The 13,729-nt window shown below is 61.0% G+C and carries 12 protein-coding genes; 3 read left to right on the top strand and 9 right to left on the bottom strand.

Going from position 1 to position 13,729, the window contains the following annotated elements:
• Positions 1-58 precede the first annotated feature (58 nt).
• The 4 genes from kdpC to kdpF all read right to left on the bottom strand — a co-directional run bounded on the left by kdpC (position 59) and on the right by kdpF (position 4,696).
• Positions 59-604: a potassium-transporting ATPase subunit KdpC gene (gene kdpC / locus DCO47_RS08520; protein WP_116657902.1), complete on the bottom strand. Its 546-nt coding sequence runs from the start codon at positions 602-604 to the stop codon at positions 59-61.
• Positions 605-834: 230 nt separating this feature from the next.
• Positions 835-2,892 carry a potassium-transporting ATPase subunit KdpB gene (gene kdpB, locus DCO47_RS08515; protein WP_116657901.1) on the bottom strand — a complete coding sequence of 686 codons (2,058 nt, stop codon included), beginning with the start codon at positions 2,890-2,892 and terminating at the stop codon, positions 835-837.
• Positions 2,889-4,598: a potassium-transporting ATPase subunit KdpA gene (gene kdpA / locus DCO47_RS08510; protein ID WP_116657900.1), complete on the bottom strand. Its 1,710-nt coding sequence runs from the start codon at positions 4,596-4,598 to the stop codon at positions 2,889-2,891. Before kdpA ends, kdpB begins: the two co-directional genes overlap by 4 nt.
• Positions 4,599-4,606: 8 nt before the next feature.
• Positions 4,607-4,696, bottom strand: a complete 90-nt coding sequence (gene kdpF / locus DCO47_RS08505) for a K(+)-transporting ATPase subunit F (RefSeq protein WP_007899818.1) — start codon at positions 4,694-4,696, stop codon at positions 4,607-4,609.
• Between the two features lie 396 nt (positions 4,697-5,092).
• Between kdpF and eat the strand changes: the two genes are divergently transcribed.
• The 3 genes from eat to DCO47_RS08490 all read left to right on the top strand — a co-directional run bounded on the left by eat (position 5,093) and on the right by DCO47_RS08490 (position 7,467).
• Entirely contained in the window at positions 5,093-6,457 is a 1,365-nt protein-coding gene (gene eat / locus DCO47_RS08500; protein WP_116657899.1) for an ethanolamine permease, read from the top strand.
• Between the two features lie 146 nt (positions 6,458-6,603).
• Entirely contained in the window at positions 6,604-6,771 is a 168-nt protein-coding gene (locus tag DCO47_RS08495; RefSeq protein WP_016770901.1) for a DUF2897 family protein, read from the top strand.
• 138 nt (positions 6,772-6,909) lie between these two features.
• Positions 6,910-7,467: a TetR/AcrR family transcriptional regulator gene (locus DCO47_RS08490; RefSeq protein ID WP_042607914.1), complete on the top strand. Its 558-nt coding sequence runs from the start codon at positions 6,910-6,912 to the stop codon at positions 7,465-7,467.
• On the opposite strand, the gene fabF is transcribed toward DCO47_RS08490, so the two are convergent.
• The 5 genes from fabF to DCO47_RS08465 all read right to left on the bottom strand — a co-directional run bounded on the left by fabF (position 7,464) and on the right by DCO47_RS08465 (position 13,532).
• Positions 7,464-8,738: a beta-ketoacyl-ACP synthase II gene (fabF, locus tag DCO47_RS08485; protein WP_116657898.1), complete on the bottom strand. Its 1,275-nt coding sequence runs from the start codon at positions 8,736-8,738 to the stop codon at positions 7,464-7,466. The two genes, DCO47_RS08490 and fabF, sit on opposite strands and share 4 nt — an antisense overlap.
• A gap of 257 nt (positions 8,739-8,995) precedes the next feature.
• A complete protein-coding gene (locus DCO47_RS08480) occupies positions 8,996-9,331 on the bottom strand; it encodes a helix-hairpin-helix domain-containing protein (protein ID WP_116657897.1) in 336 nt (111 codons plus the stop codon).
• A 110-nt stretch (positions 9,332-9,441) separates the two neighbouring features.
• Positions 9,442-11,436, bottom strand: coding sequence for a nucleoside-diphosphate sugar epimerase/dehydratase (locus DCO47_RS08475; RefSeq protein WP_116657903.1), 1,995 nt, complete (start codon positions 11,434-11,436; stop codon positions 9,442-9,444).
• Positions 11,437-11,532: 96 nt separating this feature from the next.
• Entirely contained in the window at positions 11,533-12,564 is a 1,032-nt protein-coding gene (locus DCO47_RS08470) for a glycosyltransferase family 4 protein (protein WP_116657896.1), read from the bottom strand.
• On the bottom strand, positions 12,561-13,532 hold the full coding sequence (locus DCO47_RS08465) for an SDR family oxidoreductase (RefSeq protein ID WP_065616871.1): 972 nt from the start codon (positions 13,530-13,532) through the stop codon (positions 12,561-12,563). The genes DCO47_RS08470 and DCO47_RS08465 overlap by 4 nt, the downstream gene beginning before the upstream one ends.
• Positions 13,533-13,729: the final 197 nt, after the last annotated feature.

The raw sequence follows: 13,729 nt of genomic DNA, 5'->3' as shown, positions 1-13,729 counted from the left end.
AGCTCCTACAGGGTAATGCGATTCATGTAGGAGCTGCCGAAGGCTGCGATCTTTTGATCTACAGGTTTTGCAGTGCCAGGTTCAGCTCCAGCACATTCACCACCGGCGGCCCCACCAGCGGCTGTTCGATGTGCTTATCGAGCAGTTGCTGCAAGGTCGACACCGGCAGGTTACGCGCCGCCGCGACACGCGCCAGTTGATAGGCAATTGCTGCCGGTGGCAAGTGCGGATCGAGGCCGCTGGCGGAGGTGGTCAGCAGTGCCAGTGGCACCGGGCCCTGGCCGGGGACTTGTTGTTTGTGGGCGTCTTCGATCACTCGGGCAGCCAGGGCCGGATTGCTCGGCGCGAGGTTGCTGGCGCTGCTGGCCACTGTGGCAAAAGCCCCGGCGGACGGGCGTGGGTGAAACCAGTTGTCGCCGCTGAAATCCTGGGCGATCAGCGACGAGCCGCGAACCTTGCCGTCGGCGTCGTGGATCAGGCTGCCGTTGGCCTGATCCGGAAAAGCGACCTGGGCAATGCCGGTGACCGCGAGTGGATAGGCGACGCCGGTGACCAGGGTCATCAGTGCCAACAGGGTCAGGGCCGGGCGTATCATTGTGGACATTTCAAGATCCTCGAATTCGTTGGGCAAACTTTTGCGGGGTGTCAGGGAGATCTTTTCCCCCTCACCCCAGCCCTCTCCCCCAAGGGGGCGAGGGGGAAAGGGAGCCGATCTATGTGCAGTTCAAAACCCGAGTTCGGCTCGGTATCTCAAGTCGGCGTACCTCGCACAAACACCTCGGTCAGTCCCCTCTCCCTCCGGGAGAGGGCTAGGGTGAGGGGCTTTTTTCAGCCTCACACCAGATGCAACGCCGTAAGCAGCATGTCGATCGCCTTGATCCCCACGAACGGCACGACAATCCCGCCCACGCCATAAATCAGCAGATTGCGCCGCAACAACGCCGCCGCACTCGCTGCCTGCACGCGCACGCCGCGCAACGCCAGCGGAATCAGCACGACAATGATCAACGCGTTAAAGACGATGGCCGAGAGAATCGCGCTCTGCGGACTGCTCAGGTGCATGATGTTCAGCACGCCCAGCTGCGGATAAATCGAGGCGAACAGCGCCGGCAGAATCGCGAAGTATTTGGCGATGTCGTTGGCGATGGAAAAGGTCGTCAGCGCGCCACGGGTCACCAGCAATTCCTTGCCGATCTGCACCACGTCGAGCAGCTTGGTCGGGTCGCTGTCGAGATCGACCATGTTCGCCGCCTCGCGTGCCGCTTGCGTACCGTCGTTCATCGCCATGCCGACGTCTGCCTGGGCCAGTGCCGGGGCGTCGTTGGCACCGTCGCCGCACATGGCGACCAGGCGACCGTCGTTCTGCTCGTGACGAATGCGCGCGAGTTTTTTCTCCGGCGTGGCTTCGGCAAGCACGTCATCGACGCCCGCTTCAGCGGCGATGGCCGCAGCGGTCAGCGGGTTGTCGCCGGTGACCATCACCGTGCGAATCCCCAGTTTGCGCAGCTCGGCAAAACGCTCGCGGATGCCCGGTTTGACCACGTCCTTCAGATGAATCGCGCCAAGCAATTTGCTGTCAGCGCAGACCAGCAACGGCGTGCCGCCGCTCTGGGCGATCCTGTCGATTTCCCGCGCCAGCGCCGGGGCCAGATCGGTGCGTTGCTGACCAAGAAACGCCAGCAGCGAATCCACCGCGCCTTTGCGATACACGCGGCCCTGATAATCCACGCCGGACAAGCGGGTTTCCGCGCTGAACGGTACGGCGGTCAGGGTTTCCAGGGCAGGCTCCGGTTGTGGATGCAGACCACGGAGGAACTCGACGATCGATTTGCCTTCAGCGGTTTCATCGGCAAGCGACGCAAACAACGCACCTTCGGACAGCTCACGGCCGGTCACACCCGGCGCGGCATACACCGCGCTGCAACGACGGTTACCGAAGGTGATGGTGCCGGTCTTGTCGAGCAACAGCACATGCACGTCACCCGCCGCTTCCACCGCGCGACCGGACTTGGCAATCACGTTGAGGCGCACCAGACGATCCATCCCGGCGATACCGATGGCCGACAGCAGACCGCCGATGGTGGTCGGAATCAGCGTGACCAATAACGCCACAAGGAACACCAGCGGCAGGCTGCCATTGGCGAAGTGCGCGAACGGTTGCAGGGTGACGACCACCAGCAGAAAGATCAGGGTCAGGCCGATCAGCAGAATGTCCAGTGCCACTTCGTTCGGGGTCTTCTGGCGTTTGGCGCCTTCGACCAGCGCGATCATGCGGTCGAGGGTCGATTCACCGGGGTTGGCGGTGATCTTCACCAGCAGCCAGTCGGACACCAGCCGCGTGTTGCCGGTAACGGCGGAACGGTCGCCGCCGGACTCGCGGATCACCGGCGCCGATTCACCGGTAATTGCCGCTTCGTTGACCGCCGCGATGCCTTCGATGACTTCGCCGTCACCGGGGATCATCTCCCCGGCCTCGACACGCACCACGTCGCCCTTGCGCAGATTGGCAGCCGGCACGATCTTGAAACTGCCATCGGCCTGGCGGCAGCGCGCACTGAGGCCTTCGCTGCCGGCCTTGAGGCTGTCGGCGCGGGCCTTGCCGCGACCTTCGGCCAAGGCCTCGGCGAAGTTGGCGAACAGCACGGTGAACCACAGCCACAGGGCGATTTGTGCGGCGACGAAGGTCGGCACGTCGGCATCCGGGATGAAGCACAGCACGGTGGTGAAAATCGCCGTCAGTTCGACCACCAGCATCACTGGCGAACGCGCCAGTTGCCGTGGGTCGAGCTTGACGAAGGCTTGCACCAGCGCCGGCCGCCACAGGGCCGAGATCGCGGTTTTTGCTTGTTCCGGCGCCTTGACAGCGGCGGGTTTGATTGCAGGCATATTCATGGATGGATTCCTTGGAAGCCCATACTTAAATGTTCGGCGACAGGACCGAGCGCCAGCGTCGGCAAGAACGTCAGGCCGCCCACCAGCAAAATGGTCACGGTCAACAGGGTCACGAACAGCGGGCCGTGCGTCGGGAAGCTGTTCTGGCCGACCGGTGCGCTTTTCTTCATCGCCAGGCTGCCGGCCAATGCCAGCACCGGCAGGATGTAGCCGAATCGACCGATCAACATGCCCAGGCCGAGCATCAGGTTATGGAACGGGGTGTTCGCGCTCAGGCCACCGAATGCCGAGCCGTTGTTGGCGCTGGCCGAGGTGTAGGCGTAGAGCAACTGACTGAAACCATGGGGGCCGGGGTTGCTGATGGTCGCCGCCGGGCCGGGTAGCACCGCAGCAATGGCGCCGAGCACCAGCACGCCGACCGGCATCACCAGCAGCGTCACCACCAGCAACTGCACTTCGCGGGCCTGGAGTTTCTTGCCGAGGTATTCCGGGGTGCGGCCGATCATCAGACCGGCGAGGAACACCGCGATCAGCACGTTGAGCAACATGCCGTACAGCCCGGCGCCGACACCGCCGAAGATCACCTCGCCGACCATCATGTTGACCAGCGCGACCATGCCGCTGAGCGGGTTGAGGCTGTCATGCATGGCGTTGACCGAACCGTTCGAAGCCGCCGTCGTCGTCACCGACCACAGCACCGTGGCGGTGGTGCCGAAGCGCGCTTCCTTGCCTTCCAGCGGCGCGGTCTGCTCGACGGCGGCGTTGTTCAGGGTCGGATTCGGCTGATACTCGGCCCACAGCGAGGTCGCGCCGCCGATCAGGAACAGCGCCAGCATGCAGGCGATGATCGCGCGGCTCTGACGCAGATCCTTGACGTAGTGGCCAAAGGTGAACACCAGCGCCACCGGAATCAGGATGATCGAAGCGACTTCGAACAGGTTGCTCCACGCCGTCGGGTTCTCGAACGGATGCGCCGAGTTGACGCCGAAGAAACCGCCACCGTTGGTGCCCAGTTGCTTGATCGCAATCTGGCTGGCGGCCGGGCCGAGCGGGATCACTTGATCGACGCCCTGCAAGGTCACGGCATTCACATACTGGGCGAAGGTTTGCGGCACGCCCTGCCAGACCAGATACAGCGCCAGCAGCAGGCACAGCGGCAGCAGGCCATAGAGCGTGGCGCGGGTCATGTCGACCCAGAAGTTGCCGAGGGTTTTCGTCGATTTACGGCCGATGCCACGGCACAGCGCGACCAGAACGGCGAGGCCGGTGGCAGCGCTGACGAAGTTCTGCACGGTGAGGCCGACCATCTGGCTCAGGTAGCTGAGGGTTGCCTCGCCGCTGTAGGACTGCCAGTTGGTATTGGTCATGAAACTGACCGCGGTGTTGAATGCCTGCGTCCATTCCTGGCCCGGCAGGTTTTGCGGGTTCAGCGGCAGGTGGTCCTGGAACAGCAGAATCGCAAACAGCAGCAGGAAACCGGCGAGGTTGAAGGCCAGCAGCGCCAGCGTGTACTTCTGCCAGCTCTGCTCCGCCTGCGCATCGACCCCGGCGAGACGATAGCAACCGCGCTCGACCGGGCCGAGAATCGGCGTCAGCCAGGTGCACTGGCCCTCCATGACCTTGTAATAAAAGCGCCCGAGAAACGGCGCCGGCAACAGGACCAGCGCGAAAAACCCGAGGATCAGCCAATAGTCATAACTGTGCATAGCCGCTCCTAGTTCCGGTCCGCGCGCAACAGCGCAACCAACAGATAAATGAACAGCCCCACTGCCAACAGCAGTGACACCCCGTCCAGAACGCTCATGGAAGATCTCCGTGTTACGGCGTATTGCCGTGTGTGCGCTGATTGTCGGGAAGGTCGCTGTAAAGGAACGAGAGCGAGGCGCGGCGCAGGACATAAAGAAAGCGTAAAGAGTGGGTTTATGCGGGCTTTACAGGGAGATTTCTGGTGTTTGTACAGGCCCCATCGCGAGCAGGCTCACTCCTACATTTGGAATGCGTTGCCCTGTAGGAGCGAGCCTGCTCGCGAAGGCGGCGGCGCAGACAACATCGCACCCAACTGGCGCACAAAACCCACACATCCAGCGCCAATCATCCCCGCTGCGACAGCTTTGAACTCATTACGACTTGTTTCACGGCAATGGCACGCCCACTGCACGCGCCCTCCCCGGAGCTTTCCAACCATTGCGGGAGCAAGCGCATGAACACACAACTCAAACCGACGCTGGGCACGTTGCACCTGTGGGGCATTGCCGTGGGGCTGGTGATTTCCGGGGAATATTTCGGCTGGAGTTACGGCTGGGGCGTGGCGGGCACGCTGGGTTTTCTGGTGACTTCATTCATGGTCGCGACCATGTACACCTGTTTCATCTTCAGTTTCACCGAACTGACCACCGCAATTCCCCATGCCGGCGGACCATTCGCCTACAGCCGCCGTGCGTTCGGCGAGAAAGGCGGATTGATCGCGGGGCTGGCGACACTGATCGAATTCGTCTTCGCCCCGCCGGCGATTGCCTTGGCGATCGGTGCTTATCTGAATGTGCAATTTCCGGCCCTCGACCCGAAACACGCAGCGGTTGGCGCGTACATCGTGTTCATGAGCCTGAACATTCTCGGGGTGAAACTGGCGGCGACGTTCGAGCTGATCGTCTGCGTGCTGGCGGTGGCTGAGTTGCTGGTATTCATGGGCGTGGTCGCGCCGGCGTTCAGCTTCAGCAACTTCGCGCTGAATGGCTGGGCCGGCTCCGACGTCTTCGGCGCGCCGGCGATTGCCGGGATGTTCGCGGCGATTCCCTTTGCCATCTGGTTCTTCCTCGCCATCGAAGGCGCAGCGATGGCCGCCGAAGAAGCCAAGGATCCCAAGCGCACGATCCCGAAAGCCTACATCAGCGGCATTCTGACCCTGGTGCTGCTGGCCATGGGCGTGATGTTCTTCGCCGGCGGCGTCGGCGACTGGCGCACCCTGGCCAACATCAACGATCCGTTGCCACAAGCGATGAAAACCGTGGTCGGTGACAACTCCGGCTGGCTGCACATGCTGGTGTGGATCGGCCTGTTCGGCCTGGTCGCCAGTTTTCACGGGATCATCCTCGGCTACTCCCGACAGTTCTTCGCCCTCGCCCGCGCCGGCTATCTGCCTGCTTCGCTGGCTAAGCTCTCGCGCTTCCAGACACCACACCGCGCGATCATCGCCGGCGGGCTCATCGGCATTGCCGCGATCTACAGCGATGGCCTGATCAACCTCGGCGGCATGACACTGACAGCTGCGATGATCACCATGGCCGTGTTCGGCGCAATCGTGATGTACATCATGAGCATGCTCAGCCTGTTCAAACTGCGTAAAACGGAACCGAATCTGGAGCGCACCTTCAGGGCGCCGTGTTACCCGCTGGTGCCGTTGATTGCGCTGATGCTGGCCGTGGTTTGCCTGGTGGCGATGGCGTGGTTCAACACGCTGATCGGGCTGATTTTCCTCGGCTTCATGGCGGTCGGGTTCTGTTACTTCCTGCTGACCGGACAACTGCGCGCCGATGCACCGGCGGATGCGATGCTCACAGGCCTGTAACGCCCCGTCCCCTACAAAAATTTGGGATCCACCCGGGGGCAAGCGGCCTGGAAGGGAACCACTGCGAGTTCACTTCGCTCAAAAGTGGTATGCAGCATCGCACGGCGAAATCCTCGCCCGTCGAGCTGCCATTAAGGAGAGCCGTTATGCCCTGGTATGCCTGGTTGATTCTGGTCGTTGCGATCGGCTCGATTGTTGGCGGATTGATGATGTTGCGCGACACCGCCAACAAGGTCGAACTGACCGATGAAGAACGCAAGCGCGTCGCGCAGCGCAATGCCGAAGCGGATGCCAAGGACGCACAGGACCGCTGACACCAGACCCCGCTGCAATGGCGGGGTTGGTTTTTCCAATGCAATCGGACTTACTGGCAGGCTTTTTAGATTTTAGAAGTACAGTCACCATTTAATCTTCCGTGGTTAAGATGGCAACATCGTCGCGGAGAGCTCCACATGCGTTACTCGCCAGATCACAAAGCCCAGACCCATCAGCGCATCATCAAGGAAGCCTCGGCGCGCTTTCGCAAGGACGGCATCGGCGCGACCGGCCTGCAACCTTTGATGAAAGCCCTCGGCTTGACCCATGGCGGTTTCTACTCGCACTTCAAATCAAAGGAAGAACTGGTCGAAAAAGCCCTGCAAGCGGCCGGCGCGCAGGTCGCGGGCCTGTGCGAAGACATCTTCGCGCAGGAAAACCCTCTGCAGGTCTTTATCGATACCTACCTGTCAGAGTGGCATCAGACCTCGCCCCACGAAGGCTGCCCGCTGCTGACCATTTCCTCAGAGCTGGGCCTGCGCGGCCAGCCGAGCCCAACCAGCGACGAAGTCCTCAATGCTCGGCTCAGCCAGATTCAAGGCACACTCGCAGGCGACAATATTGCCGATCGCAGCATTGTCATCATGGCGACCCTGGCGGGTGCACTGCTGCTGTCGCGCAGCGTCGCCGATGCCGACTTCGCTCAGCGCATCCTCGACGTCACCCGCGAGCATCTCAAGCAATCGACCGATTAACCTCCCCAGCGCTTGAACAACACACTCGCATTGACCCCGCCAAAACCGAAGCCATTGGACAACGCAAACTCGATCGACATCGACCGCGCCTCGCCATGGACAATGTCCACCCCTTCGCTCGCTGGATCCGGGTTTTCGAAGTTGAGCGTCGGCGGCACCACCTGATCACGGATCGCCAGCAGGGTGAAAATCGCTTCCAGCCCACCCGCCGCGCCGAGCAAATGACCGGTGGCGGATTTGGTCGACGTTACGGCGATTTTGTTCTGCGCACCGAACACCGCCTTGATCGCGGCCAACTCGCCCAGGTCGCCAACCGGCGTTGAAGTGGCGTGAGCGTTGAGATGTTGCACCTGCGCCGGCGTCACGCCACCCTGGGCCAAAGCCAGTTGCATCGCCCGCCGCGCGCCGCTGCCGTCTTCTGGCCCGGCGGTCAGATGATACGCATCGGCGGTGGTGCCGTAGCCCACCAGTTCGGCCAACGGTTTTGCCCCCCGCGCCAGAGCATGCTCCAGCGACTCGATGACCAGCAGGCCGGCCCCCTCACCCATCACGAAGCCATCGCGCCCGCTGTCGAAGGGACGGGAAGCTTTCTCAGGGGTGTCGTTGTAACCGCTGGACAACGCCCGCGCGGCGGCGAAACCGGCCAGACTGACGCGATCGATCGACGCCTCCGCGCCGCCACATACGGCGATGTCCGCCTCTCCCGAGCGAATCAACCGCGCCGCGTCGCCGATCGCCTGAACCCCGGCGGCACATGCGGTCACCGGTGCGCCCAACGGCCCTTTCAGGCCATGCTGGATCGAGACATGACCGGCCGCGAGATTGACCAGAAACGATGGAATGGTGAACGGTGACAAACGCCGAGGACCACGGCTGTCGGTGGTACGCACGGCGTCGGCAATGGCCCCGAAGCCGCCGACGCCCGAGCCGATGATCGTCGCCGTGCGCTCCTGGCTTTCAGGGTCCGCTGGATGCCAGCCGGCCTGCTCCAAAGCCTGCCGCGCCGCTTCCATGGCAAACAGGATGAAGCGATCCATCTTCTTCTGTTCTTTGGGTGGCGTCGCGCGATCCGGGTCGAACCCGGCCTCGGCGTCCTCCTCGACCGTCGGCACACTGCCGCCCACCCGGGTCGGCAGATCAGCCACGACCGCGTCAGGCAAATTGCGCAACCCGGAATGCCCGGCGAGCAAACGCTTCCAGACGATTTCAACATCACTGCCCAAGGGTGAAACCAGGCCCATGCCCGTGACGACGACTCGACGTTGGTTCATACCGTGGTGACCCCTTTATCAATTCAAATATTCGACGTATCGCGGCGTGCTGCGATTCGGCTACTGCGTCAGCGACGAAATGCCGAGCAGCTCGGCCGCTGCCGTTTCGGCTGCTGAATCAGCCCCAAGCGGAATTTATTATAGGCATAATCAAGGCGCAATATGATACCCGTAATGTTTAGCCTGTAAGCCTCCACTGGTCGACAGCCAATAAAAAGGCCGGTCAATGACCGGCCTCTCGGCGTTAAACTGTCAGCTTAGTTCACTTCCAGCTTTTCACGGTTGCGATCCAGAATCGCCTTGCCGATCCCCTTCACTTCCAGCAACTCATCCACCGATGCGAACGGCCCGTTTGTATCACGATACGCAACAATCGCTTGCGCCTTCGCTTCTCCCACACCCGACAGCTCCTTTTGTAGCGTCGCCGCATCCGCGCCGTTGAGATCGACCTTCGCGCTTGCCGAGGGCGCAGCCGCCTCCATCAGCGAAGGCGCTTTTGTTGTCTCGGTCGGGGCTACAGGGGCAGCAATGGCAGCGATCGAGGCGCTGGTGAGGAAAGCAAAGATCAGCGAGTAGAAATAACCGGTACGCATAAGTGACGCTCCATCATCGTTTTAGAAAGCAGCTTTTCCGAAGCTGCTCTACAAACGTAGGTCATGCTGGAGCGATGTCAAAAATGCGTGCGTTACAGAATGTGAAACAATCAAGGCTCAAGGCGGCGTTGCTGGTAGATCCAGTCGACGATGTCGCCGTCGGGTGTATAGCCGCTGACGGTTTCGCGCAAGAGCTGCCGGACGTGGGTGTAGTTGTCGCTATCAACGGCTGACAGCAGTTCGCTTAGCCGGGCTTTCAGTACATCCCATGGCAGATGGTCCTCATGGGCGCTCATGATCATCGGATGCGGGGTGGCGGCGACGTTATCGCCGATCAACAACTCTTCGTAGAGCTTTTCGCCGGGACGCAGCCCGGTGAACTCGATGGAAATATCGCCTTGCGGATTGCGGTCCGAGCGCACACTCAGACCGGAGAGATGGATCATTTTCTCGGCGAGCTCGACGATCCTCACCGGCTCGCCCATGTCCAGCACGAATACATCGCCACCTTGCCCCATGGAGCCGGCCTGAATCACCAACTGCGCCGCCTCGGGGATGGTCATGAAGTAGCGGGTGATTTTCGGATGGGTAACTGTCAGCGGCCCGCCGGATTTGATTTGGCTGTGGAACAACGGGATCACCGAGCCGGACGACCCCAGCACATTGCCGAACCGAACCATGGTGAAGCGGGTTTTGTTGACCCTTGAAACGTTGGACTTGTCGCCAAACAGTACCGGAGCAATCTCGTGACTGAGCGCCTGCAGCACCAACTCGGCCAGGCGTTTGGTACTGCCCATCACATTGGTCGGGCGTACAGCCTTGTCGGTAGAGATCAGCACGAAATTGGCAACACCCGATTGCAGGGCGGCCTGCGCAGTGTTCAAGGTGCCGATCACGTTGTTCAGCACACCTTCGGCAATATTGTGCTCGACCATGGGTACATGTTTGTAAGCGGCGGCGTGATAAACAGTGTCGACGTGCCAGGTTTTCATCACGTCCAGCAGCTTGTGCGGATGGCGCACGGAGCCGAGGATGGGCAGCAGTCTGACCTTTCCCGACTCCCTGCAACTGCGCTGCTCGAGTTCGGACAGAATGCTGTAGAGATTGAATTCACTGTGATCGAACAACAGTAGCGTGGTCGGTTCCAAGGAAAAAATCTGCCGGCACAGCTCGGATCCGATCGACCCACCGGCACCGGTCACCATGACCACTTTGCCCTTGATGCAGCGCTGGAGCAGGTCCGGTTGTGCCGGCACCGCATCGCGCCCCAAAAGGTCAGCAATGTCGACTTCCTGAATATCCTCGACTCTCACCCTGCCACTGGCCAGATCGGTGAAATTCGGCACGCTGCGGATATGCAGAGGAAAACCCTCGAGCAGATTGAGGATTTCCCGCCGCCTGGCCCGGGTGGAGGATGGCAGGGCCAGCAGGATTTCCTGCGCACCGGTGACGTCGATCATTTCCTGAATGTGCTTGGGTTTATAGACATGCAGACCCGAGATCGAACGGTCAGCGATACTGGCATCATCGTCGATGAAAGCCACGGGGCGCATCACCTTGCCCATGCGCAACGCGGCAACCAACTGATTGCCGGCGACGCCGGCGCCGTAAATGGCGACCTTGGTCAGGCCGTTATCACGATTGGTGAAGGGCACGTGCTGTGCTGCAGTGAACCAGTCGCCCATGAAGTACTGGCGCATGCACAGGCGCAGTCCGCCGATGATGACCAGGCTCAACCACCAGTAATTGAAGATGATCGAACGTGGGACCACAGCCTCATGGTTGCTGTACCAGTACACGACAACGGCCAGGATCAGCGAAGAGAGACTGACGGCCTTGATGATGGCAATCAGGGCATCATTGCCGAAATAGCGCATGACCGCCCGGTACATACCGAAGCGGATGAACAGGGGAATGGCGACCACGGGTGCGCAGACAAACAGCCAGACATGCACTCTGAACGGGTTATACATGTCATCGATGCCCAGGCGCACGATGAACGCCAGCCACAGGGCTGCCCAGACCAGGACGATGTCCGTTGCCACCTGAATCAGGCGCTTGCGTCGCCTTGGCAATGCGACGAGCCGTTCCCGAACCTTGTCCATCAACTCTTCAAACACTCAGTTTTCTCCCTTCAACTGCTGTATCCCTCTGCGCAACTGCTGGCATGCCCTGCACTGTAAACCCAAATGACAGAACTGTTACCCGCGGATCTCCGAGCTCTTTTCCAGTTCGCCGGCGCGATACCTGATCGCCAGCCACAGCAAAGGAGCATAGGCGACAATAATGCCCACGCTCCCGTCCAGACCGAAATGCATGACGGCCACGGCAATCGGCAACAGCCAAAACATATTGATCACGGCAACGGCAATAGTGACGGGCAGATGACTGCCAAACCGACGAGAGGCATATTGATAGGCATGACTGCGGTGCGCCTCATAAACTTTATCGCCGCGCAGCAGGCGCCGAAACAGCGTGAACGTCGCGTCGACAATGAATACGCCGAGCAGAATCAACCAGCCCCACAGCAGTTCGCCATTCTGTCCTGCCGCCTGGAGCGACAAGCCTCCCAGCACGATACCGAGAAACCCGCTGCCGGCATCGCCCATGAAGATCCTCGCGGGCGGGAAATTCCAGAACAGGAAACCGCCGACGCAAACTGCGAGCAACAACGGGGCCCATATCAGCTGCGGCCAGCCACCCAGCCAGCCAAGAAGACAGGCGCCGAGGCACACGCAAATGGCTTCGACACTGGCGATACCATCGATGCCATCCATGAAGTTGTAGAGGTTGAGCAGCCAGACCAGATAAAAGGCCGCCAGCACATCACCGACAACGCCCAGGTCGACCAGCACGCCCCAAATCCGCAAGGCAGGCAGTCCGCCCATCCACCAGAGCAACCAGATCGCCGCGGCAAAATGCCCCAACAAGCGCCAGCGTGCGGCGATGTGTCCATGGTCGTCCATGAAACCAACCACGGCGACCAGCGTACCCGCCCCGGCGATGGCCAGAAATGGCGCAAACGCGAGCAGATCCCGCCACAGCAGATAAACCAGCGCCACTATGAATGTCAGAACAATCGCCACCCCGCCCCCGCGCGGGGTTGGCACCGAATGCGAGCTTCGCGCGTTGGGAATATCCATCAGACTGCGTGACAGTGCGTAATGGCGCAATGCCCAAGTCAGCGTGAGGGAGAAAAGCGCGATGATCGCGATGAACCATCCGTAATTCATATTTCGCGAGTATCCAGAAAATGCTGCGCCGTCAGGCTCAAGGCGCGATCAAGGGGCACAGGAGGCACCCAGTTCAATAGTTGGCGGTTCTTACTGATGTCGACCTGCAGAGAACCGAAGATTCTCTGCGACAGGGCTTCACGCCCCAGCAACCTGGCCACACCGCTCATCAAGCCGACAGGGACCGGCACCAGCCGGGCCGGTCTGCCGAGCGCGATGCCAAGCCTGCGCAACAGTTGAGTGGTCGACACATCTTCACCATCACTGGCCAGGAATACCTGGTTTGCAGCGGCCGGGTGCTCGACGCACGTCAGCAAAAGGTCGATCAGATTGTCCAGCCCCAGCAGGCTGCGTCGGTTGTCGACAGTACCGAATGGCAGCGGCACGCCTCGAACGAGCCAGCGCATCATGTCGAGGAAATTGGCTTTGACCCCAGGCCCGTAAACCAACACCGGTCGAATGATCACGACTTCCATGCCAGTCTCCTTCGCCAGCGCCTGCAACACCTGCTCCGCCTCGTATTTCGAGATACCGTACGGATCGACCGGAGCAGGTACGTCGTCGGCGCAGTACGGCCGGCCCGGCGGAGTACCTTCGCCATTGACCTTGATCGAACTGACGAAGATGAAACGCCGCACTCCGGCCGCCGCAGCTTGCCGGGCAAGATCCAGAGTGCCTTGGACATTGACCTGACGAAACGCTGCCAGCGGATCAACAGCCACCTCGTTCATGACGTGGACCCGGGCTGCCGCATGAATGACGCAATCGACGCCCTGCAGCGCTTCCGACAGATCCTGCCCGCTGCCAAGACCGGACCACTGGATCGCACGCATGCGAGGGTCGACGGCCGTTTCGGCGCGGCGCAGAGGGGCCACGACACGGCAGTCGGCTGACGCGAGCAATTGCCCGATCAATGCCCGGCCGACGAAACCGTTGCCACCCGTTACCAGAAATGTCTTGGTGCTCATGGGCGACCCTTGGAAGAAATGGATGCTGCAAACACACTGCAGCGACGCTGTTGCAAGTGGCGGAACTGCGCGTGTGGCGCGACGCCAGGAAAATCGGATCGGCTATCGACTTGAGGCGGGCAGTTTATTGAATCGTCGACGTCATAGCCACTTCTGTGGCGATAGCAATGCTGCACGCTGCATCCCCCGCAAAGCCC

Source organism: Pseudomonas sp. NDM, assembly GCF_003105095.1.
Lineage (GTDB): Bacteria > Pseudomonadota > Gammaproteobacteria > Pseudomonadales > Pseudomonadaceae > Aquipseudomonas > Aquipseudomonas moraviensis_A.
Note: the sequence above shows the minus strand (reverse complement) of the source record. Positions and strands in the feature narration are given on the sequence as shown.